Below are 20,955 nucleotides of genomic sequence, written 5' to 3'. Positions count from 1 at the left end.
ACGTGCCCGGGCATGGGGCAGATGCGTCCCATCACCAGCGAGTACGACTACCTGTCGCGGATGGTGCCGCACCACGAGGACGCCATCACTGCGGCCCGGCAGCTGCGGCGGTCCACCAGACCCGAGATGCGGCAGCTCGGGCAGTCCGTCGTCGCGACGCAGACCGCCGAGGTCGGCAGGATGAAGGGCTGGCTGGAGCAGTGGTACCGGCAGAGCCCGGCGCCGAGCCCGAGCGGGACCACGATGCCCGACCTGCCGGGGTTGTCGGGAGATCAGCTCGACAGGACGTTCCTGCAGCACATGATCCCGCACCACATGATGGCGATCATGATGTCGCAGCAGCTCCTCATGCACGGTGAGGCGCAGCATGCCGAGGTCTCCGACTTCGCCCGCAAGGTGCGCGACGACCAGTGGGCGGAGGTCCGCACGATGCGGCAGTACCTGGCCCAGTGGTTCGGACAGGGGAACATGCCCTGCATCCCGGAAGCGCCCGGCATGCCCGCAAGCCCGAAATGACGCCAGGGCCATACCGGCGGTCATGGCCCTGGCTCGCGCCGGCGCGCTGAGCCGTTCAGGCCCCGGCCACCTGGGGAACGTTCACCCTGAGGTGGGAAACCAGGCGGGACGCCGTAACCGGGCGACGCACCGCCGAGGCGGGACGCGACCGTCCACGGGCGTCCGCCGTCATCACAACGACGCCGTCGAAGGAGACACCTGTCATGCGTGGAGCAGTTCTGCACGGTCCGGGCGACGTACGCGTCGAGGACCGCGCCGACCCGCGGATCGTCCAGCCCACCGACGCGATCATCCGCGTCACCGCGGCGTGCGTCTGCGGCTCGGACCTGTGGCCCTACCGCGGCATCGACCAGGGTGACGGCCCGGCACCGATGGGACACGAGTACGTGGGCGTCGTCGAGCAGACCGGCGACCAGGTTGAAACGATCAAGGTCGGGGACTTCGTCGTCGGCTCGTTCTTCGCCTCCGACAACACCTGCGAGATCTGCCGGGCGGGCTACCAGTCCCGGTGCGTGCACGCCGAGCTGATGGGCGCGATCGGCACCCAGGCCGAGTACGCCCGGATCCCGCTGGCCGACGGCACCCTCGTCGCCACCCCCGGCCAACCGGACGCGGGCCTCGTCCCCAGCCTGCTGACCGCCTCCGACGTGCTCGGCACCGGCTGGTTCGGCGCCGTCGCCGCAGAAGCCGGGCCCGGCAGGACGGTCGCCGTCGTGGGCGACGGAGCGGTCGGGCTGCTCGGCGTCCTGGCCGCCAGGCAGCTCGGCGCCGAACACATCGCCGTCTTCAGCCGCCACGCCGACCGGCAGGAGCTCGCCGTCGAGTTCGGCGCCACCGACATCATCTCCGAACGCGGCGACCAGGGCGTCGCCCAGCTGAAGGAGCTCACCGGAGGTCTGGGCGCGCACTCGGTCATCGAGGCCGTCGGCACCCAGGAATCGATGATGCAGGCCATCCGCTCCACCCGGCCCGGCGGCCACGTCGGCTACGTCGGCGTCAGCCACGACGTCGCGCTGCCGGGCGAGGAGCTGTTCTTCTCCGCCGTGCACCTGCACGGCGGCCCGGCTCCGGTCCGGCGCTTCCTGCCCGAGCTCATCGACCTGATCTGGGACCGGAAGATCGATCCCGGCAGGGTCTTCGATCTCGACCTCCCACTGGAGGAGGCCGCCGAGGGCTACCGGGCAATGGACGAACGCCGCGCCATCAAGACCCTGCTCCGCCCCTGACCCGCCACGAAGGAACAACCATGGGACTCAGGACTCCAGGAAGTGCAGCACGGCCAGCACCCGGCGGCTGTAGCCGGCGGTGTGCGACAGACCGAGCTTGTCGAACAGCGAGTTGACGTGCTTCTCCACCGCGCTCTGCGACACGTGCAGCGCCTGCGCGATCGAGGCGTTGGTCAGCCCCTGCGCCATCCGCTCCAGCACCTCGCGCTCGCGCGCGGTGAGCCGGGCCAGGGGATCGACCTGGGTGGTGCGGGCCAGCAGTTGCCGCACCACCTCGGGGTCGAACGCCGCTCCCCCGGCCCCCACCCGCTCCAGCGCGTCGAGGAAGTCGCCGACCTGCGCCACCCGGTCCTTCAGCAGGTAGCCGACCCCTTCGACGTCCGCGCTCATCAGCTCGGTGGCGTACCTCTTCTCGACGTACTGCGACAGCACCAGCACCTTCACCGCCGGCCAGCGTGTCCTGATCTCCAGGGCGGCTCGCAGCCCCTCGTCGGTGTGGGTCGGCGGCATGCGCACGTCCACCACCGCGATGTCCGGCTCGTACGCCGCCACCGCCGACACCAGCGACTCGGCGTCGGCCACCGCGGCGGCGACCTCGTGGCCCTCCTCCACCAGCAGCCGGACCAGGCCCTCGCGCAGCAGCGTGGAGTCCTCGGCCAGGATCACCCGCACGGCAGCACCGCCGTGATCGACGTCGGACCCCCCGGCGGGCTGGTCAGCTCGAACGTGCCGTCCAGCGCCGCCACCCGCCTGGCCAGCCCGGACAGGCCGCCGCCCGCCGGGCTCGCGCCGCCGCGGCCGTCGTCGCGCACCCGCACGACCACCTGGGAGTCCTCCTCGTGCACCTCGACCGTGATGAGCGTGGCGGCGGCGTGCTTGGCGGCGTTGGTCACCGCCTCGCTGACCACGAAGTAGGCCGCCGTCTCCACCGCCATCGGCGGCCGTCGCCGCAGCTCGCAGGCTACCTTGACGGGAACGTTGGACCGCTCGGCCACGCCCGCCAGCGCCTCGCCCAGACCGAGGGAGTCCAGGCCGCTCGGATAGGCCCGCCAGGCCACCTCGCGCAGCTCCGCGAGCGCCTCCTGCGCCTCCTGGTGCGCCTGCTCCAGCAGTTCCGTGCGGCCCCGCTTCGAGCGTCCGATCAGCATCGACAGCGCCACCAGCCGCTGCTGCAGCCCGTCGTGCAGGTCACGCTCGATCCTGCGCCGCTCGGAGTCGACCGCGGCCACGATGCCGGCCCGGCTCTCGGCCAGCTCGGCGATCCTGCGTTCCAGCACCTGGGTGCGGTCGGGGCCCAGCATCCGCATGATCAGCATGCGCTCCAGCGCGTGCACCCCGACGATGCCCGACAGGTCGAGGAACAGCAGCACGCTGCCGGCCACCACGGTGTAGGCCAGCAGGGGCACCGACGGCAGCATGCCGTCCAGCGGCTTGCCCTGGCCCCAGAACACGACGATGTACACCGCCGCGCCCGTGCCGTAGACGAGCAGCGCGATCACCATCCCGCCCAGCAGCCCGAGCGGGACGCGCGCGGCGAGGTAGCGAGACGCGCCCAGGTCGCTCTCCGTGAGCGCGGTGAGGCCGGCGGTGTCCAGGCGCAGGCGGCGGGCTTCGAGCCGGGCCAGGCGCCGGGAGGCGGCGACGACGTTGGGATTGGCCAGGAACGGCAGCGCCACCAGCAGGAACACGAGCCCGCACAGCGCCGTCATGGCGCCGAGCGTCACGGCGCCGAGCAGCCGCAGGCCCTCAGCGGCCAGACGCATGCCTGCCCTTGCGCCGTTCGGTCAGCCGGACCCCGATGAACACCAGGATGGCCAGCACGACCAGGCCGACCACCACGTAGCTGCCGGCCCCCACGTACGTCTCGACGACCGACCACTGCTCGCCCAGGAGATAGCCGGCCATCACGAAGATCGTGTTCCAGATGAGGCTGCCGGCCGTGGTCAGCGCCGTGAAGATCGGCAGCGGCATGCGCTCCACGCCGGCGGGGATGGAGATCAGGCTGCGGAAGACGGGGATCATCCGGCCGAAGAAGACGGTCTTGCGGCCGTGGCGGCCGAACCAGGCCTCGGTCTTCTCGATGTCGGACGTCTTCACCAGGGGCAGCTTGGCGGCCAGCGCCAGGGTGCGTTCGCGGCCCAGCGCCGCGCCCACCCCGTAGAGCGCCAGGGCCCCCAGCACCGAGCCGAGCGTCGTGAACACCAGCACCTCGATCAGGCCCAGCTCGCCCCTGCTGGCGGTGAAGCCCGACAACGGCAAGATCACCTCGCTCGGCAGGGGCGGGAAGAGGTTCTCCAGCGCGATCGCGAGGCCCGCCCCGGGCGCCCCGAGGCTCTCCATCAGTCCAACCAACCAGTCAGTCATGGCAGCAACGCTAGGCAAGATCGGACATGACGGTAATGCGGCAGGTGGCCGTCCAGGACTGCGGTAAACCACAGCCCCGACGTACCGTACACTGTACGGCCGTGAGCCCCTTGACGGATCTGGTACGACACGCGGCAGTCTTCCAACCCGGCGATCCCCCCAGGTCGGGGGTGGTCGCCTTTCTCGATCCGGACGGCGAGTCCACCATGACGGTGGCCGAGCAGAACGGTGGCGAGGTGCGCACCCAGCAGGTCGCGGCGACCGTCGTGCCGGTGCACGAGGCGGTGGCCGCGCTGGCCCGGGCCCGCACCGGCCCCGACGTCCACCCTGCCACACGATTCTGGGGCGCGGTGGCCCTCGTGGCGCTCCAACTCGTCACGCGGGGCCGCGTGCTGCCCGGGGTGACGGCGGGCGAGCACGACTCCTGGCGGGCGGGGCCGCTGGACGCCGCCGACATCCGGCGCGTACGCGACCTGGCCGATGCCATGCCCGCCACTGCCCGCGCCGTACCCCTGGGAAACCCGCGGGACGCCGGGATCAGGCTGCCCGACGCCGAACCGCTCGTGCGCGCCTTCCTGGACGCGGTCGCCGACACCATGCCGCGCTCCCCCGGCGCCGTCAGGGCCACCGGCACCACCGCCTACGCCGCCATGAAGCCGGTCAAGGTGCCGCACCTGCGCGGATGGGCAGCGGAGGTGTCGGCCGGGCTCGACGCCGGCGTGCGCCTGTCGCTGCGGCTGGAGGCCGGCGACCTGTCCGGCGAGCCGGCAGGTGACCTCGCCGGTGAGCCGGCCGGTGAGCTGGCAGGTGAGCTGGCCGGTGAGTTCACCGCCGTCGTCCAGGTGCACAGCCTGGCCGATCCCTCGCTCGTCGTCGACGCCGCCGCCCTGTGGCAGGGCGGCGGGCACAGCGGCGGGCAGGGCGGCGGGCACGGCCTCGGCGCCCGCGCCAGGATCGAGACCACCCTGGCCGTCCGCCGCGCCGCCCGCGCCTGGCCTCGCCTCGAACGGCTGCTCGACAGCGCGGTCCCCGACGAGCTCACCCTCTCCGACGGTGACGTCGACGACCTCCTCGCCGGCGCCGCGGAGCGCCTGGCCGCCATCGGCGTCGAGGTGCACTGGCCCAAGTCACTCGTACGCGGCCTGAGCGCCCGCGCGGTCATCGGCGAGCGCGACAGCGCGCCCTCCGACATGCCCTCGTTCCTCGGCGGCCACCAGCTGGCCAGCTTCGACTGGCAGCTCGCCCTCGGCGGCGAACGCCTGACCCCCGCCGAGATGGACCTGCTCGCCGAGGCTCACCGCCCCGTCGTACGGCTGCGCGAGCAGTGGGTGCTCATCGACCCCGACCTGGCCCGCAAGGCCCGCCGGCGGGAGCTCAAGCCCCTGACCGGGCTCGAAGCGCTCGGCGCCGCCCTGACCGGGACGGTCGAGGTCGACGGCGAGCAGATCGAGGCCGAGCCCACCGCCTGGCTGCGCGACCTGCGCGAACGCCTCGCCGAGCCCGCCGACGCAGGCCCGCCGCCCGGGCTGGCCGCCACCCTGCGCGACTACCAGCTGGCCGGGCTGCGCTGGCTGGCCAGGATGACCTCCCTCGGCCTCGGCGGATGCCTGGCCGACGACATGGGCCTCGGCAAGACGATCACCGTGATCGCCCTCCACCTGCACCGCACGGGCACCGGCCCGACGCTCGTGGTGTGCCCGGCCTCGCTGCTGGGCAACTGGGAGCGGGAGATCACCAGGTTCGCGCCCGGCGTGCCCGTGCGCCGCTACCACGGCTCCGCCCGCACGCCCGCCGACGAGGGGTTCGTGCTGACCACGTACGGCACCATGCGTCTCGACGCGGACCGCCTGGCCGCCCACCCGTGGGGCCTGCTCGTGGCCGACGAGGCCCAGCACGTCAAGAACCCCGCGTCCGGGACCGCCAAGGCCCTGCGCGAGATCCCCGCCGCCGCCCGCGTCGCGCTGACCGGCACCCCCGTGGAGAACAACCTGTCGGAGCTGTGGGCCATCCTCGACTGGACCACGCCCGGACTGCTCGGCCCGCTCAGCAGGTTCAGGGCGCGATGGGCCAAACCCGTCGAGTCCGGCGACCGCCAGGCGGCCGAACGGCTGGCGCGGCTGGTCGGCCCGTTCCTGCTGCGCCGCCGCAAGAGCGACCCGGGCATCGCGCCCGAGCTGCCGCCCAAGACCGAGACCGACCGTCCCGTCGCGCTCACCACGGAGCAGGCCGGGCTGTACGAAGCCGCCGTACGCGAGATCATGGCCCAGATCAGGGACGCCCAGGGCATGGCCAGGCGCGGCCTCATCGTCAAGCTGCTCACCGGGCTCAAGCAGATCTGCAACCACCCCGCCCACTACCTGCACGAGGCCGACCCGCGCCTGCCCGGCCGCTCCGGCAAGCTCGAACTGCTGGACGAGCTCATCGACACCATCACCGCCGAGGACGGCGCGGCGCTGGTCTTCACCCAGTACGTCGCCATGGCCCGCCTGCTGGAACGCCACCTCACCGCCCGGGGCGTGGGCACCCAGCTGCTGCACGGCGGCACCCCGGTCGCCCGCCGCGAGGAGATGGTCCGCCGCTTCCAGGACGGCCGGGCGCCGGTGTTCCTGCTGTCGCTCAAGGCGGCCGGCACGGGCCTCAACCTCACCAACGCCGACCACGTCATCCACTACGACCGCTGGTGGAACCCCGCCGTCGAGGACCAGGCCACCGACCGCGCCTACCGCATCGGGCAGACCCGTCCCGTCCAGGTGCACCGCCTGATCGCCGAGGGCACGATCGAGGACCGCATCGCCGGCATGCTCGCCGCCAAACGTTCGCTCGCCGACGCCGTGCTCGCCTCCGGCGAGGCCGCCTTCACCGAACTGACCGACGCCGACCTCGCCGCGCTCGTGGAGCTGAGGTGAACGCCGCCCGCGGGTTCCCCGCCTTCGCCCCCCAGCGGGCCGGCGCCCGTTTCGCCACCTCCTGGTGGGGCCGCGCCTGGGTCAAGGCCATGGAGGACACCTCCCTCGACCACGTCCTGCTGCGCAAGGGCCGCGCGTACGCCAAGACCGGGCAGCTCGGCCCCATCACCGTCAGCCCCGGCCGCATCGCCGCCGTCGCCGAGAACGAGTACGACACCGTCGTACGCGTCGAGCAGCTCACCGGCGCCGCATGGGAACGTTTCCTCGGCCAGGTGGCCGCCAAGGCCGGGCACATCGCCGCGCTCCTCGACCGCGACATGCCGCACGACCTGGTCGAGGCCGCCCAGGACGCCGCCGTGCCGCTGCTGCCCGCCGTCGGCGATCTGGAGCCCGAATGTTCCTGCCCCGACTGGGGCCACCCGTGCAAGCACGCGGCCGCCCTGTGCTACCAGGCCTCGTGGCTGCTGGACGCCGACCCGTTCGTGCTGCTGCTCATGCGCGGGCGCGGCCGGGACGAGCTGATCGAGGCGCTCCAGCGGAGCGACGTCCCTGCCGGCGATCCCGCCCGTGAACCCGGGGGCGTGCCGGCCGCCGAGGCGTTCGCGCTGGGGACACCGCCGCTGCCCGCCCCGCCGCCGGACGACGTCGCCTTCACCCCGCCCGCGCTCGAGCCCGGCCCCGGCGGCGACATCGGCGTCGACGTCGCCGCGCTGGGCGTGCTGGCCGCCTCCGCCGCCTCCCGGGCGCGCGAGCTGCTGCTGCGCGGGCGGTTGCCCCGCCTCACCGACCACCAGGACCGCGTACGGCTGGCCGCCGAGCACGGCCTCGGGCTCGACCGCGGGCTTGAGGCCGCCGTCGAGGCCTGGAGGTACGGCGGCGCCGACGGCCTCGACGTGCTCGAAACCCCGTGGACGCCGCCCCGCCAGGACCTGGCCAGGGCGCGGGCCCGGCTGGAGGCCGGCTGGGAGGGCACGGGCCCGCCGCCCGTCGAGGCGTGGCGCAACCGCTGGACGCTCGGCCCGCTGCAACTGCGCTACGGGCGCGACGGGCGGTGGTACCCCTTCACCGAACGCGACGGCGGCTGGTGGCCGGCCGGCCCGCCCGAACACGACCCGTCGGCCCTCGTCAGCGGTGGCCGGCCACGACCGACGGTGCCAGGACCGATGAGTTTCGGCACGCCACGGTGTCCACAACAGTAGGGAGGGAGTCTCCCCCCGAAAGCGACTGAGTCGGCCATCGGGGCCGAAGAGAGTGTGTGATACGCCATGAAGCTGGTTGTGCAGCAGTTCCTGAGCCTCGACGGTGTCTCCCAGGGGCCGGGGGCCCCGGACGAGGACACCAGCGACGGGTTCATGCGGGGCGGCTGGTTCGTGCCGCACCTGGACGAGGAGTTCGACCGGCTGGCCGGCACCTGGCTCCGCCAGGCGGACGCGTTCCTGTTCGGCCGCCGTACCTACCAGAACTTCGCGCGGGACTGGCCGAAGATGACCGACCATCCCTCCGCAGAGCTCATGAACGGGCTGCCGAAGTACGTGGCCTCCAACAGCCTGACCAGGGCCGAATGGAATCCGACCACGATCCTGTCCGGCGACGTCACCGCCCGGGTCGCCGAGCTGAAGCGGCGGCCCGGCAGGGAACTGCAGATCCACGGCAGCGCCCGGCTGGCGCAGTCTCTGCTGGCCGCCGGGCTGATCGACACGTTGCGACTCGTGATCGCCCCGGTGGTGGTGGGCCGGGGCCGGCGCCTGTTCCCGGACGGCGGCGCCCCCGCCGGCCTGCGGCTCGCCGGCCACCAGACGACACCGGGCGGCCTGTCGGTGCACACCTTCGAACCGACGGGGCTTCCGGCCTACGGGACCGACACGTAGGTCCGGGTGACGGCCCCGCGTCCCGATCACGCCCCCGGGCGCCCCGGCCATGGGCCGGGGCGCCCGGGGGCGAGCTCTGATCGGCCGCGGGGCGGGCGCTCAGGCCAGGTTGAGCTGCCACGAGACGCCGAAACGGTCGTTGACCCAGCCGAACTTCGTGCTGAACCCGTAGGAGCCCAGCGGCATCAGCTCGCCCCCGCCCTCGGCCAGCGCCGCGTACAGGCGGTCGAGTTCCTCCTCGGTGTCGCAGTCGACGAACAGCGACATCGAGGGCGTGAAGTCGAAGCCGTGCGGCGTCGGGCTGTCCAGGCACATGTACTCCTGGCCGGCCAGCGTGAACGTGCCGCGCTTGACCGAGCCCTCCGCGCCGGGCTCGCCCGGGCCGAAGCGCTCCAGACGGGTCACCTTGGCGTCGTCGAACAGCGACACGTAGAACGTCATCGCCTCCTCGGCCTCGCCCTTCTGGAACATGAGGAACGTGTGAATCTTCTGGGTCATGCGGGGGACTCCTCCTCGGGAGCGTAGAAGGCGGTGGTGGCGGCCACGGCGGCGGCGGCCTGGTCGGCGGGGGCGCCCGCGGCCTGGAACGCCTCACCCCACGCCTGGCTGCTCGTGGTGATGAAGCTGCGGCCGTCGGCGGTCAGGTGGAAGGTGGCCTCGTCCACCTGCTCGCCGCCCGACAGGTGCAGACCCAGGCCCAGCAGCGACAGGTCCCAGCCCACGCCGGTCGCGCCGGGCCCGTACTGCGACCACATCTCGGCCGGCATCTCGGCGGTGTGCTCGAGCTCGAACAGGGTGCCGCCGTCCTCGGCCGACAGCCGCACCTCGACCTCGGAGAAGCCGGGGTCGGGGCCGAACAGCCAGGTGACCTTGAGCAGGCGCGGCGGCTCGCAGCGCAGGATCTCGCCGCCCGCGTTGCCCTTGAGCTGGTACGTGCCCCCCACCCGGAGGTCCCCGGTGACCGGCAGGAACCAGCGGCTCAGCCGCTCGGCGTCGGTGCAGGCCTCCCAGACGTCCTCCACGTCCGCGTCGTAGTGGCGCCGCAGCGCCACGGTCTTGCGCTCGCCGTTGACCACCTCGCGGTGGGCTCGGTTGAGCTCGTCGATGAAACTCATCAAGTGTCCTTCGTGTCGTCTTGGGCGCGGCGTTCGCGTTTGCCTCGTGCCAGCTCGGTGGCCAGCGCGTCGAGCCGCTGGTTCCAGAAACCGCGAAATCGTTCCAGCCAGAGGTCGACCTCCCGCAGCGGCCCCGCCTCGACGGCGTAGAGCCGCCGGGCGCCCTGGGCACGCACGCTGGCGAACCCGTTGTCGCGCAGCACCCGCAGGTGCTGGGAGACGGCCGGCTGGGAGATGCCGAACTCCTGCTGGATGACCGCGGTCACCTCGCCGGAGCTGCGCTCGCCCTCGGCGAGCAGCTCCAGGATCCGGCGTCGCACCGGATCTCCGAGGACGTCGAATGCGTGCACGCCGCTCACTATTTCAGGTCACACTTATATAAGTCAACACGGGTATAACTAGTCGTCCAGCCCGCGCGCGCTGAGCGCCTCCCCCAGCGCGTCGGCGTGCCGCAGCGAGCTCACCACCAGCGGCACGGCGAAGGCGCGCAGGCTGCGCTCGACCCCCCTGGCCCGCTGCGCCTCCCGGACGCGCACGGCCAGCGCAGCGATGACGGGCACGCTGCGTACGGTCAGCGACAGCAGCAACGACAGGCGGAACGGGTCGAGCCCGACCAGCCTCGCCGGCCCCAGACACCGTTCCAGCGCCGCCATCATGGCCGACGTGCGGGTGGTCAGCGTGACCAGCCCCGCCAGCGCGACGGCCAGCAGCACCCGCAGCGTCGTGACCGCCGCCCCCTCCAGGCCGACGAACACCCACTGCAGCCCGAACAGCGCCACCACGAAATAGCGCACCGGCCGCACCTGAGCCCACGCCGCCGCCGGCCCCACCCGCGACACCGCGTAGAGCCCGGCCACGACGGCGGCCGCGCCGGCCAGCGCCGCCGGCGAGGACAGCAGCACCAGCACCGTGCAGGCCACGGCCAGCCCGGCCAGCTTCGCCCCGGCCGGCAGGCGGTGCAGCGGCGAGGAACCCGGCACGTAGGCGCCGGTCAGGCTGTTCACCGGATACCTACAGGTTGGAGGCCCCGTCCTTCAGTGCGGGGTGGAAAGCCGGAACGGCCGGACACTGTGGTCTCCCGGTTTTGTCGGCGGCGGTCGGTAGATTGATCAGCATGTCCCGCTACCGGCTCCAGCCCTCGCCTGCCCAGGAGGCAGCACTGCTGGAGCATTGCGGGCACGCCCGGTTCGTGTGGAATCTCGCGGTTGAGCAGCACGCGCACTGGAAGCCGGGACGCAGGAGCGCGCCGGGGTTCGTCGAGCAGTGCCGCCAGTTGACGGAGGCGCGGGCAGAGTTCGAGTGGCTGCACACCGGATCGGTCATCGTCCAGCAGCAGGCTCTGAAGGACTTCGCGCAAGCCATGGCGAACTACTTCGGCGGAAACCATAGGCGTCCGACGTGGCGCAGGCGCGGGTGCGGCGAAGGGTTCCGGATCGTCGCCGTCAAAGCGGGTGACGTGCGCCGCTTGTCCCGCCACGTGGGCGAGGTGAAGGTCCCGAAGGTGGGATGGATTCGCTACCGCTGGTCCCGCGCCGTCCCTGACGGGGTGAAGTCCTACAGGGTCACCCGCGACCGCGCGGGCCGCTGGCATGTGGCATTCGCCGCCATCCCCGACCTCATCCCTGCGCCGGATACGGGCGAGGTCGTCGGCGTGGACCGGGGTGTGGCCGTGTCGGCCGCCCTGTCCACTGGGGAGATGCTGAACGCTCCCGGGCTGCGCGACACGGAGAAGGCGCGACTGCTGCGGCTGCTGCGCAAGCTTGCCAGGGCCGAGCGCGGATCGCACCGGCGCGCCGAGGTCAAGGCCGCCATCGCCCGCGTGAAGGCGCGGGAGACCGACCGGCGCAAGGACTGGGTGGAGAAGACCAGCACCGATTTGGCATGCCGGTTCGACGTGATCGCCGTCGAAGACCTGAAGATCCGCAACATGACCCGGTCGGTGCGCGGCACTGTCGAAGCGCCTGGGCGGAACGTTCGGGCCAAGGCTGGGCTGAACCGGTCGATCACGGCCGCCGCATGGGGCCATCTCGTCCAACGACTGGAACACAAGGCACTCGGGCGGGTGGTGAAAATCAACCCCGCGTACACGAGTCAGCGGTGCTCGGCGTGCGGGATCGTGGACCGGGTAGCGCGCGAGAGCCAAGCGCGCTACCGGTGCCGATCCTGCGGATACGCCTGCAACGCCGACGTGAACGCGGCCAGGAACACCGAACACGCGGCAGGGCGTGCCGTGTCTGCGCGGGAAGGGCCACGGGTTGCCGGGCCGGTGCACCGCGAACCTCAACGCGACCTCCTCCTCGTGGGGTAGTTGCCGTTGGAATCCCCGTGCTTCGGCGCGGGGAGGATGTCAAGCCATCATCTTCCTGTAGTGGCCGATGGCCTCCTGCGGGCTGCCGTCGGCCACGATCCGGCCCTGGTCGAGCACCAGCACCCGGTCGAAGTCCGCCAGCAGCGGCAGGTCGTGGCTGACCGCCACCACCTGCTGCGGCAGCTCGCGCAGCACCTCGGCGACCTGGCGGGAATGGCGCAGGTCCAGCAGCGTGGTCGGCTCGTCCATCACCAGGATGTCCGGCTGCAGCACCATCACCGAACACAGGGCGAGCAGCTGCTTCTGGCCGCCCGACAGATGGTGCGCGGGATGGTCGGCGTGCCCGGCCAGCCCGTACGCGGCCAGCGCCTCGTGCACCCGCCGCGCCACCTCCTCCCGCTCCAGGCCCTTGCGGCGCAGGGAGAAGGCGACGTCCTCGGCCACCGTCGGCATCACGATCTGCGCGTCGGGATCGGTGAACAGGAATCCGACCGCCCGCCGGATCTTCGCCGCCTGCCGCCGGGTGTCGAGGCCGAGCACGGTCACGCTGCCCGAGGTGGGCACGGCCAGGCCGTTGATCAGCCTGGCCAGCGTGCTCTTGCCCGAGCCGTTGGCGCCGACCACGCCGACGCGCCGCTCGGGAAGGCGGGCGGTGACGCCGCGCAGCACGTCACGGCCGCCCAGCCGGACGTGCACGTCCGCGAACTCGATCACCTCACACCACCTCGAACAGCGCGGCCACGCCCAGGCCGCCGCCGACCGCGGCCGTCGCCAGGCCGAGCGTGCCCGGCGGGGCGCCGCCACGGACGAGCCGGGTGAACAGCCTGGCCACCACGACCGCGCCGGAGGCGCCCCACGGATGCCCCAGCGCCAGCGCGCCCCCGTCGGGGCACACCCGCTCCCCGTCGGCGCCGAGCGGGTCGAGCCCGAGCGCGTCGGTGACGGCCAGCACCTGCGCCGCGAACGCCTCCACGATCTCCACCGCCGCCACCCGTTCCATCTCGACTTCCGCACGCGCGAGCACCCGCCGCACGGCGGGCACCGGCCCCCACCCCGGCAGCCCGGGATCGCACCCGACGACGGACCCGGCCACCAGCCGCATCCCCGGCAGGCCCGCGCGCAGGTGGTCGGGCACGATGGCCACGGCCGCCGCTCCATCGCTGACCGGGGACGCGTTGCCGGCCGTCACTGTACCCCCGGCCACGAACGCCGCGGGCAGCCGGGCCAGCGACGACGCCCGCAGCGGCCGCGGCCGCTGATCGTCGGCCCGCCCGCCGACCGGCACGATCTCCCCCTCGAACCGCCCCGCCTCGCGGGCGGCCAGCGCCGCCGCGTGGCTACGGCAGGCGTAGGCGTCCTGGCGCTCCCTGACGACGCCGCACGAGGCCGCCAGCGCCTCCGCGGCCGGACCCATGTCCGGGTCGGGGTGCCCGGCGGGGGTGAAAGGCGCCCTGGCGTACGGCTCCGCCTCCCCCCGGCGGGTGCGCAGCGGCGCGGTCGACGCGCTCTCGACGCCTCCCGCGATCACCAGGTCCGCGTCACCCGCGCGCACTGCCTGCGCGGCGAGCAGGATCGCGGCCAGGCCGCTGCCGCACTGCCGGTCGACCGTGACCCCCGGTACGGCGTGCCCGAGGCCGGCCGCCAGCGCGGACACCCGCGCCACGTTCCCTCCAGGGCCCATGCAGTTGCCCAGCACGACGTCCTCCACCGCTCGCCCGGCCCTGTCACCGGCCCTGTCACCCGCCCTGTCACCTGCACCGTCACCCGTTACGTCGGCCACCACCGCGGCGATCACGGGGGCGGCCAGCCGGTCGACGGTCAGCTCCTTGTACGCGTGCCCGGCCGTGCCGATGGGCGTGCGCCGGGCCGCCACCACGACGGCCATCAGACCAGCCGCCGGATGTCGGGATCGCCGCCCGCCAGCCGCGCCGCCACCAGGGCGCGGGCGGGTTTGCCCGACGGCGTACGCGGCAGGCTCGGCACCGCGTACCAGCGGCGCGGCCGCTGAACCGCGTCCAGCCCGCCCCTGGCCATCGCCTCCAGCAGCTCCCGCGACGGCGGCGAGGCGCCCTCCGCCTCGAGAATCGCCGTGACCACCGAACCCAGGGACGGGTGCGGCGAGCCGACCACCACGACGTCGCCCACACCCGGCACCGTCCTGAGCACCTCTTCGACGTCCTCGGCCACGACGGTCGCGCCGCCGGTCTGGATCGCGCCCTCACCCCGGCCGCGCAACCGCAGCACCTCACCCTCCCGGTAGGGCCGCGCCACGTCGCCCACACTGGCCCAGCCGCCCGCGCCGCGCCGCAACGGGCCGGGCACGTCACCCAGATAGCCGTCGGCCAGCCACGGCGAGCGCACCCACACCTCGCCCAGCGCCGCCCCCGGCTCGGCCCTGACCTCGATCTCCACGCCGGGGAACGGGCGCAGCCCGCCTCCGTCGGCGTCGACGGCCACGAACGACAGCTCGGTCGCGCCGTAGTACGCCACGACGTTCACCCCCGCCCGCGCCGCGGCCGCGCGCCCTCCCGGGGCGAGGGCCGCGCCGCCGGCCACGGCCGTGCGCAGCGCCCCTGAGCCGCGCTGACGGCGTAGGACGTCGTCCAGCAGGTGCGGCACCAGGTGCACGACGGTGGCCGACTCCGCCTGGGCTTTCAGTTCCCTGCCGGGGCGGCGGCCGGGCAGGACGGCGGTCGCGCCGGCGGCCAGCGCGTGCACGGCGGCGAAGGCGTACAGGCTGGAGGTCAGCGGCCCCGGCACCAGGATCACGTCTTCGGCGCCGATCCCGGCCAGGTCGCTGAGGTGCGCGAACGAGTCCGTCCACGACGCGCGGCGGCGTAGGACGGCGCGCGGCCGGCCCGTGCTGCCGGAGCTGAAGCAGGCCCACGCCAGGTCGGCGGGGGCCGCGTGCGGGGTCATGGCCGGACCGGGGGCGTACGGGAGAGGATCGGTCACCAGGAGGTCGGGCATGACCGCGCCGGTGAGGCGCGCCCAGCGCTCGCGCCCCCAGGCGGGGTCGCCCACCAGCGGCGTCGCGCCGGCCAGGTCGGCGGCGAGCACGGCGGTCAGCAGCGCGACCGGACCGGCCAGCCCGATCGCGACCAGCGCGCCGGGGCCGATCCCCCGGCCGCGCAGGTGCCGGGCGGCGCCCTGGAGGTTCGCGGCGAGCTCGGCGTAGGAGAGCTCACCGTCCTGGCCGCACACCGCCGGCCGCGCCGGACGCTCGGCGGCGTGCCGCAGCACGTGTTCTGCTACCGGCATCGCGGGGTCAACGCTCCCCGGTGCGCAGCCGCTCGCGGTGCACGGCGGGCACCGCGTCGGGGTAGGACGCCTGCACTCCCCGGGCGACGTAGGCCGTCACGACCGCCTTGATCACGTCGCCGGGCAGGAACGCGGCCGTGAGCAGCGCCGCCGCGCCCAGCGACACGCCGGAGACCATCGCCTGGAAGGGAATCCCGACCAGGTAGACCACGCCGACGCCGCCCACCAGGCTCGCCACGAACAGCTGGATCCAGCCCGGCCGGCGGCCCGCCCGCTCGACCAGCCAGCCGGTCACGGCCGCGCCGGGCAGCCAGCCCAGCAGGAATCCCGCCGACGGCGCGGTGAAGGCGCCCAGCCCGCCGCGCCCGCCCGCCAGCAGCGGCAGGCCGGCCGCGACCAGCACGAGCAGCACGGCGACGGCCAGCGCCGCCCGCCATGAGCCGAGGATCGCGCCCGCCAGCATCACGCCCGCGGTCTGCAGGGTGATCGGGACCGCGTTGCCGAAGACGTTGATGGTGCCCGGCAACCCGAGCACGGCGATCAACGCGGCGAACACGGCCACTCTCGCCAGGTCGCCCGTGGGGAACCTGCGCTGCTTCCCTTCATCCTTCATGGGGTCGATCTCACACCAGAACGGCACGCTTCAGTCATGGAGGTATCCCACAACATTCAACGCGATCATCAGTTATCTCCCTGGAAGAGCGCACCCGCGCCTGTACGCCGCACGGGCGTCGCGTCTCCCGAGCGCGGAGTACACTCGCTCGGCGTTCCGTGGCGAGTACGACGCGGCCCGGAACGTGCTCGCCGCCGGGCCGGCGGAGAGCTGAAACACCTGTGGAGCTGGTGTAAGACCTCAACCAGAGTCCTCTCGGGCAGGCAACCGGCGGCGAAGCAGGACCCTCAGGGGCGCCCGTGAGGGTTCCCCTCGTCTGGAGGGGGAGAGGAAGTCAACCGCCACCGGGATGCGCGGCTGCTGTTCGTAGCAGAGCGCGCAGCAGGTGCCCGGCGGTGCCGGCCGGCACCTGGCCGGGGGTGTGGACGATCTGGGAGGCGAGCCCGTCGACGAACGTGTGCAGGAGAGCCGCCCAGAGCTCGACCTCGGCATCGGGGTGCGCGGCCGTGGCCTGTCCCGGGTCGCGTACCGGCTCGTGCCCGCGCAGGGCCGCGATGCACTGGCGGTGCAGCGCCCGCTGGTCGTTCCACGTCACCGAGCCCCCTTCCTGAGGGTGGTGACGCTCCCATTCCACGACCGCCGACCACAGCGCGTACTCCTCGCGCCGCTCGTCGTCGAGCGGCAGCATCTCCTCCACGATGGTGGCGACCTGCTCGACCACCGGGCCTTCGGTACGGGGCCGCTGGACGCGCGGGAGGACCCGCCGGCGGAGGGCGTCGGTGGTGGCCTGGACGACGTAGGCCTGCAACTCGTGCTGATTGCTGAAGTAGTGCCGCAAGGAGCCGGTGGACCAGCCGGCTTCGGCGGCGACGCCGCGGACGGTCACGCCGGCCAGCCCGTCGCGCAGGATGATCCGGATGGCCGCCTCGCCGAGCTCGGCCCGCCGCTGGTCGTGGTCAACGAGTCGTGGCACGTCCACATGTTAATACGCATGTGCTAACACGCCCGTGCTAGGGTACTGACACAGGCGTGTTATTACGATCCTCCGACCCCCGCGGGAGACAGGTTTGCCGATCGAGACGATCGTGGCGGTGCTGGGGCTGGCCCTGCTCGACACGCTGAGCCCCGCGGTGATCGGGATCACGCTCTACCTGCTGCTGGCCAGGCCGCACCGCGTGGGCCTGCTGCTCGGCGGCTATCTCGGCACGGTCGCGATCGCGTACTTCGCCCTCGGCGTGCTGCTCATGCTCGGCCTGGGCGCTGTCGTGCCCCGCGTCGATGACACCGTGTGGGCCTGGGGGCAGGCCGCCTTCGGCGCGGCCCTCGTGGTGGGCAGCTACTTCATCCCGGACCGGGACCCCGAACGCGCGTCCGTCAGGGCACGGTCCTTCACCATGCGCTCGATGCTGCTGCTGGGGCTGGCGACCTGGCTGTTCGAGTTCGCCACCGCCGTGCCCTACTTCGGCGCGATCGGCATCATGACCCTCGCCGGCCTGCCCGCCGCCCAATGGTCGCCGCTCCTCGGCGTCTACGTGACCATCATGGTGATCCCCGGCGTCCTGCTCTTCGCCGCATGGGCCGCCCTGGGCGAGCGGATCCGCGAACGGTTCGAACGGTGGCAGGGCAGGCTCGACTCCGGCTCCCGCACCACCCTGCGCTGGATCGTCGGGATAGCGGGAGTCCTCATCCTGCTGGACGCGTTGCCCGCCCAGATCACCATCACCGCGGGTCCGTGAGGTCCCTCCGTGTCGGTCCCCACGTCGCTCAGATGAGATCGCCGGCCTTGCTGAGCAGGTAGCGCTGCTCGACCTGGTTCGCGGTCAGGTCGGCCGCCTGACGGTAGAGCGCGGCTGCCCGCGTGGTGTTGCCGGTCATCTGGAGCAGGTGGGCGCGGACCGCGTGTTCCCGCTGCCTGGTGAGCGGGTGCCGGTCCAGGTGGTGGCGTTGGTTGAGGTCGTCCAGGAGCGCCATGCCGCGGGCCGGTCCGTGGGCGTGGGCCACCGCCACCACGCGGCTGAGCTGGACCGGTGCGGTGGGGGTGAGCCGTTCGAGCCACAGGTACAGCATGGCGATCTGAGCCCAGTCGGTCTGGTCGGGTGAGGAGGCAGCGGAGTGCACGGCGGCGATCGCGGCCTGAAGCTGGTAGGGGCCCGGCTGGTTGCGGTTCCAGACGCCGTCGATGAGAGCGGTGCCCTCGTCGATCAGGTCGTGGTCCCACCGGGCGCGGTCCTGCTCGTCCAGGGGAACCAGGTCACCGCCATCGGTGCGGGCGGCGCGCCTGGACTCGGTGAGCAGCATCAGCGCCAGCAGGCCGGTCACCTCGGCGTCGTCGCCGAGCGTGGCGTGAAGCATGCGGGTCAGGCGGATGGCTTCGCGGGTCAGGTCGACGCGGGCGAGCCGGTTGCCGGCGGTGGCGGTGTAGCCCTCGTTGAAGATCAGGTAGAGCACCCGCATCACGGCGGCCATACGGCTGTCGCGGTCGGCGTCGGTGGGCGGGGTGAAGCGGGCTCCGGCGCGGGCCAACCGCTGTTTGGCGCGGCTGATCCGGGCGCCCATGGTGGGCGCGGTCGTACCGTGGGCGTGTGCGATCTCGGCGGTGGTCAGGCCGCCGACCGCGCGCAGCGTGAGCGCCACCTGGGAGGTGGGGTCCAGCGCGGGATGGCAGCACAGCAGCAGCAGGGTCAGGCTGTCGTCGGTCTCGCGTGCGGGATGTGCCCGTCGCCCGGGTCCTTGCATGGCCAGCTCGGCCACTCCGGCCTGCTGCTCGCGGCGGTGGCGGGCCTGGTCGGAGCGGATCAGGTCGACCATGCGCCGGTATCCAACGCGGATGAGCCAGCTGCGCGGGTTCTCCGGGACGCCCTCGGCCGGCCAGACCTGGCTGGCGGTCAGCAGCGCCTCCTGCACTGCGTCCTCGGCGATGTCGAACCGGCCGAAGCGGCGGACCAGCGCGCCGAGCACCTGCGGCGCCTCGGTGCGCAGCAGGTGCTCGTGCTCGTGGTTCACGCCGCGAAGTCCTCACCCATGATCGGGCGGATCTCGATCGGTTCGCCGAGCGCCTCGACGATGCGTGCGGCGATCTCGACGGCGCGCTCCTTGCCGGCCACGTCGATCACGGCGAAGCTGGCCAGGACCTCCTTGAGCTCGGCGAAGGGACCGTCAGTGGCGACCACCTTGTCACCTTTGCGGTGGACGGTGGTGCTGACCGCAGGGTGTCCCAGGCCCTCGCTGGTGACGAACTCGCCGGAGGCGATCAGCTCCCGCTCCAGCTTCTGGTAGGTCGCGAAGGCGGCCAGCGCCTCCTCGGACGGGACGTCGGCGGTGGCGGCGTCCCACTCGGCGGCCGGAGTGTAGGCGAGCAGCAGGTATTTCATGGTGAATCCCTTGATGGATCGTCGCAGGCCATGTTAGGTGCGTCTCAGGCGGCGCGCCGCAGCGACGTCGCGAGGACGGTCGTCCAGGTGAAGGCGACCAGGCCGTTCAGGGCGATCTGGATGCTCATGTAGCCGGGCGACATCGGCACCAGCAGCACCAGCGCGGCGAGGGCGCTCAGCATGGCGGGCGGCGTCGCCCGGCGGCGGGCGCACCGGACGGTCATCACGATGGCCGCGATGGCCAGCGCGGTGAAGGCCACAGCGGCGGCGGCCGAGTGCACGATGCTGTGCCAGGACATCTGCGCGACCGGTCCCTCAGGGGTGCCGACCGGGAAGCCCTTCTCGGGGTCCATGGTGAAGATCCCGGCCGCCACCAGCCCGGCGCCGAAGATGCCCACCAGGATCGGCAGCGCCCGCCGCCCGACCCCTTCGGTGAGCGTGCGCCCGGCGCCGGCGGCCAGCGCCAGCGCCCCCGTCCCCGCGAGGACGAAGGAGAGGATCTGGATCCACCCCAGGTCGCCGGTGGACAGCTGGCTGATGGGGTGCCGGGTGATGTCGAAGCCCTCACGGGTGAGCATCTGCGTGATCGCCGAGGCGAAGAAGAGCGGCCCGGCCAGCGCTCCCGCCAGCAGCAGGCGTCCGGATGTCCGAGCGGTCCTGCGGACGGGAACGCCGGTGGCAGTGGTGGTGGCGGTCATGACGTCCTCCCTTGTCGGTGGGTTCTCGCTCGTTACCTCGGACCCGCATCGGCTTTCTTGACGGCGGTCGAATGTGATTCAGACCACACTGATTCCGTGTCAAAGCCCGGCAGAGGTCTCCGAGGTACCGGCGAGCAACCACAGAGGAGGACAACATGATCGAGACCCAGCAGCCCAGCCCCGAGTTGAAGGCCCTGGAACGCCTGGTCGGTACCTGGAAGGTCGCCGGCGGTGCGGAGGGCACCGTGCGCTACGAGTGGATGCCGGGCCGGTTCTTCCTGGTCCAGCACGTCGAGCTCACCCAGTTCGGCGAGCCGGTCACCGGCATGGAGATCATCGGCAACCTGCGTCCGTTCGGTGAGCCGACCGGGGCGGACGTGGTGTCGCGGTTCTACGACTCGGCGGGCAACACCTTCGACTACGTCTACGAACTGGAGGGCGACAGGCTGACCATCTGGGCCGGGGCCAGGGGCGGCCCGGCCTACTTCGAGGGCACCTTCGACGCCGACGACACCACGCTCACCGGTGCGTGGGTCTACCCCGGCGGCGGCGGGTACGCCTCCACCTCGACCCGCATCTGATCGAGGGACCGGTCTCCCGCCCTACCCGGAGAACATGTCGTAGCGGGGGGGGGGGGGGGGGGGGGGGGGGGGGGGGGGGGGGGGGGGAGGGGAGGAGAGACAGAAAGGAGAGGGGAGTGGGGGGGGGA

23 protein-coding genes are annotated in these 20,955 nt (G+C 72.9%); 8 read left to right on the top strand and 15 right to left on the bottom strand.

Annotated features, from left to right (window positions below; all coding sequences use genetic code 11):
• Positions 1 to 12 precede the first annotated feature (12 nt).
• Positions 13 to 516: a DUF305 domain-containing protein gene (locus tag ACZ6SA_RS27225; RefSeq protein ID WP_465831217.1), complete on the top strand. Its 504-nt coding sequence runs from the start codon at positions 13 to 15 to the stop codon at positions 514 to 516.
• Between the two features lie 203 nt (positions 517 to 719).
• On the top strand, positions 720 to 1,742 hold the full coding sequence (locus tag ACZ6SA_RS27220; RefSeq protein ID WP_465831215.1) for a zinc-dependent alcohol dehydrogenase family protein: 1,023 nt from the start codon (positions 720 to 722) through the stop codon (positions 1,740 to 1,742).
• A gap of 27 nt (positions 1,743 to 1,769) precedes the next feature.
• Here the strand turns inward: ACZ6SA_RS27220 and ACZ6SA_RS27215 are convergent, their stop codons facing one another.
• Genes ACZ6SA_RS27215 through ACZ6SA_RS27205 form a run of 3 tightly spaced genes read right to left on the bottom strand, consistent with a single transcriptional unit; the run spans position 1,770 to position 4,106 of the window.
• Positions 1,770 to 2,414 carry a response regulator transcription factor gene (locus ACZ6SA_RS27215; RefSeq protein ID WP_347648124.1) on the bottom strand — a complete coding sequence of 215 codons (645 nt, stop codon included), beginning with the start codon at positions 2,412 to 2,414 and terminating at the stop codon, positions 1,770 to 1,772.
• Positions 2,405 to 3,505, bottom strand: a complete 1,101-nt coding sequence (locus ACZ6SA_RS27210; RefSeq protein ID WP_347648125.1) for a sensor histidine kinase — start codon at positions 3,503 to 3,505, stop codon at positions 2,405 to 2,407. Before ACZ6SA_RS27210 ends, ACZ6SA_RS27215 begins: the two co-directional genes overlap by 10 nt.
• Positions 3,489 to 4,106 carry a DedA family protein gene (locus tag ACZ6SA_RS27205; protein ID WP_347648126.1) on the bottom strand — a complete coding sequence of 206 codons (618 nt, stop codon included), beginning with the start codon at positions 4,104 to 4,106 and terminating at the stop codon, positions 3,489 to 3,491. The genes ACZ6SA_RS27210 and ACZ6SA_RS27205 overlap by 17 nt, the downstream gene beginning before the upstream one ends.
• 101 nt (positions 4,107 to 4,207) lie before the next feature.
• Here ACZ6SA_RS27205 and ACZ6SA_RS27200 point away from each other — a divergent pair, with 101 nt between their 5' ends.
• The 3 genes from ACZ6SA_RS27200 to ACZ6SA_RS27190 all read left to right on the top strand — a co-directional run bounded on the left by ACZ6SA_RS27200 (position 4,208) and on the right by ACZ6SA_RS27190 (position 8,880).
• Positions 4,208 to 7,012, top strand: a complete 2,805-nt coding sequence (locus ACZ6SA_RS27200; RefSeq protein ID WP_465831212.1) for a DEAD/DEAH box helicase — start codon at positions 4,208 to 4,210, stop codon at positions 7,010 to 7,012.
• On the top strand, positions 7,009 to 8,211 hold the full coding sequence (locus ACZ6SA_RS27195; protein WP_465831210.1) for an SWIM zinc finger family protein: 1,203 nt from the start codon (positions 7,009 to 7,011) through the stop codon (positions 8,209 to 8,211). The genes ACZ6SA_RS27200 and ACZ6SA_RS27195 overlap by 4 nt, the downstream gene beginning before the upstream one ends.
• A gap of 66 nt (positions 8,212 to 8,277) precedes the next feature.
• Positions 8,278 to 8,880, top strand: coding sequence for a dihydrofolate reductase family protein (locus ACZ6SA_RS27190; protein ID WP_465831208.1), 603 nt, complete (start codon positions 8,278 to 8,280; stop codon positions 8,878 to 8,880).
• A 99-nt stretch (positions 8,881 to 8,979) separates the two neighbouring features.
• Here ACZ6SA_RS27190 and ACZ6SA_RS27185 read toward each other — a convergent pair whose 3' ends face one another.
• From ACZ6SA_RS27185 to ACZ6SA_RS27170, 4 genes are read right to left on the bottom strand one after another with little or no spacing between them, the layout of a single operon-like run.
• Positions 8,980 to 9,378 (bottom strand): VOC family protein, encoded by a 399-nt coding sequence (locus ACZ6SA_RS27185; protein WP_347648130.1) that lies wholly within the window; start codon positions 9,376 to 9,378, stop codon positions 8,980 to 8,982.
• Positions 9,375 to 9,995, bottom strand: coding sequence for an SRPBCC family protein (locus tag ACZ6SA_RS27180; protein ID WP_347648131.1), 621 nt, complete (start codon positions 9,993 to 9,995; stop codon positions 9,375 to 9,377). Before ACZ6SA_RS27180 ends, ACZ6SA_RS27185 begins: the two co-directional genes overlap by 4 nt.
• Entirely contained in the window at positions 9,995 to 10,345 is a 351-nt protein-coding gene (locus tag ACZ6SA_RS27175) for an ArsR/SmtB family transcription factor (protein WP_347648132.1), read from the bottom strand. Before ACZ6SA_RS27175 ends, ACZ6SA_RS27180 begins: the two co-directional genes overlap by 1 nt.
• 48 nt (positions 10,346 to 10,393) lie before the next feature.
• Positions 10,394 to 10,999, bottom strand: a complete 606-nt coding sequence (locus ACZ6SA_RS27170; protein WP_347648133.1) for an energy-coupling factor transporter transmembrane component T family protein — start codon at positions 10,997 to 10,999, stop codon at positions 10,394 to 10,396.
• 110 nt (positions 11,000 to 11,109) lie between these two features.
• Here ACZ6SA_RS27170 and ACZ6SA_RS27165 point away from each other — a divergent pair, with 110 nt between their 5' ends.
• Positions 11,110 to 12,303, top strand: a complete 1,194-nt coding sequence (locus tag ACZ6SA_RS27165) for an RNA-guided endonuclease InsQ/TnpB family protein (protein ID WP_465831204.1) — start codon at positions 11,110 to 11,112, stop codon at positions 12,301 to 12,303.
• Between the two features lie 39 nt (positions 12,304 to 12,342).
• On the opposite strand, the gene ACZ6SA_RS27160 is transcribed toward ACZ6SA_RS27165, so the two are convergent.
• The 5 genes from ACZ6SA_RS27160 to ACZ6SA_RS27140 all read right to left on the bottom strand — a co-directional run bounded on the left by ACZ6SA_RS27160 (position 12,343) and on the right by ACZ6SA_RS27140 (position 17,150).
• The gene (locus ACZ6SA_RS27160; RefSeq protein WP_347648134.1) at positions 12,343 to 13,017 is read right to left on the bottom strand and encodes an energy-coupling factor ABC transporter ATP-binding protein; all 675 of its coding nucleotides are present in this window, start codon (positions 13,015 to 13,017) and stop codon (positions 12,343 to 12,345) included.
• Between the two features lies 1 nt (position 13,018).
• On the bottom strand, positions 13,019 to 14,188 hold the full coding sequence (locus tag ACZ6SA_RS27155) for a thiolase family protein (RefSeq protein WP_465831202.1): 1,170 nt from the start codon (positions 14,186 to 14,188) through the stop codon (positions 13,019 to 13,021).
• Positions 14,188 to 15,564, bottom strand: a complete 1,377-nt coding sequence (locus ACZ6SA_RS27150; RefSeq protein ID WP_465831200.1) for a class I adenylate-forming enzyme family protein — start codon at positions 15,562 to 15,564, stop codon at positions 14,188 to 14,190. The genes ACZ6SA_RS27155 and ACZ6SA_RS27150 overlap by 1 nt, the downstream gene beginning before the upstream one ends.
• Positions 15,565 to 15,571: 7 nt before the next feature.
• Positions 15,572 to 16,177: a biotin transporter BioY gene (locus tag ACZ6SA_RS27145; RefSeq protein ID WP_347648137.1), complete on the bottom strand. Its 606-nt coding sequence runs from the start codon at positions 16,175 to 16,177 to the stop codon at positions 15,572 to 15,574.
• A gap of 334 nt (positions 16,178 to 16,511) precedes the next feature.
• Positions 16,512 to 17,150 (bottom strand): TetR/AcrR family transcriptional regulator, encoded by a 639-nt coding sequence (locus ACZ6SA_RS27140; RefSeq protein WP_347648138.1) that lies wholly within the window; start codon positions 17,148 to 17,150, stop codon positions 16,512 to 16,514.
• 94 nt (positions 17,151 to 17,244) lie between these two features.
• Between ACZ6SA_RS27140 and ACZ6SA_RS27135 the strand changes: the two genes are divergently transcribed.
• Positions 17,245 to 17,913: a GAP family protein gene (locus tag ACZ6SA_RS27135; RefSeq protein ID WP_347648139.1), complete on the top strand. Its 669-nt coding sequence runs from the start codon at positions 17,245 to 17,247 to the stop codon at positions 17,911 to 17,913.
• Positions 17,914 to 17,941: 28 nt separating this feature from the next.
• Here the strand turns inward: ACZ6SA_RS27135 and ACZ6SA_RS27130 are convergent, their stop codons facing one another.
• Genes ACZ6SA_RS27130 through ACZ6SA_RS27120 form a run of 3 tightly spaced genes read right to left on the bottom strand, consistent with a single transcriptional unit; the run spans position 17,942 to position 20,246 of the window.
• Positions 17,942 to 19,180 carry an RNA polymerase sigma factor gene (locus ACZ6SA_RS27130; RefSeq protein ID WP_347648140.1) on the bottom strand — a complete coding sequence of 413 codons (1,239 nt, stop codon included), beginning with the start codon at positions 19,178 to 19,180 and terminating at the stop codon, positions 17,942 to 17,944.
• Positions 19,177 to 19,548, bottom strand: coding sequence for a YciI family protein (locus tag ACZ6SA_RS27125; RefSeq protein WP_347648141.1), 372 nt, complete (start codon positions 19,546 to 19,548; stop codon positions 19,177 to 19,179). The genes ACZ6SA_RS27130 and ACZ6SA_RS27125 overlap by 4 nt, the downstream gene beginning before the upstream one ends.
• Before the next feature lie 44 nt (positions 19,549 to 19,592).
• Positions 19,593 to 20,246: a DUF998 domain-containing protein gene (locus ACZ6SA_RS27120; protein WP_347648142.1), complete on the bottom strand. Its 654-nt coding sequence runs from the start codon at positions 20,244 to 20,246 to the stop codon at positions 19,593 to 19,595.
• 155 nt (positions 20,247 to 20,401) lie between these two features.
• Between ACZ6SA_RS27120 and ACZ6SA_RS27115 the strand changes: the two genes are divergently transcribed.
• Positions 20,402 to 20,827 (top strand): hypothetical protein, encoded by a 426-nt coding sequence (locus ACZ6SA_RS27115; protein ID WP_347648143.1) that lies wholly within the window; start codon positions 20,402 to 20,404, stop codon positions 20,825 to 20,827.
• The last annotated feature ends 128 nt before the right edge of the window (positions 20,828 to 20,955 follow it).

Source organism: Nonomuraea sp. NPDC049378, assembly GCF_055586745.1.
Note: the sequence above shows the minus strand (reverse complement) of the source record. Positions and strands in the feature narration are given on the sequence as shown.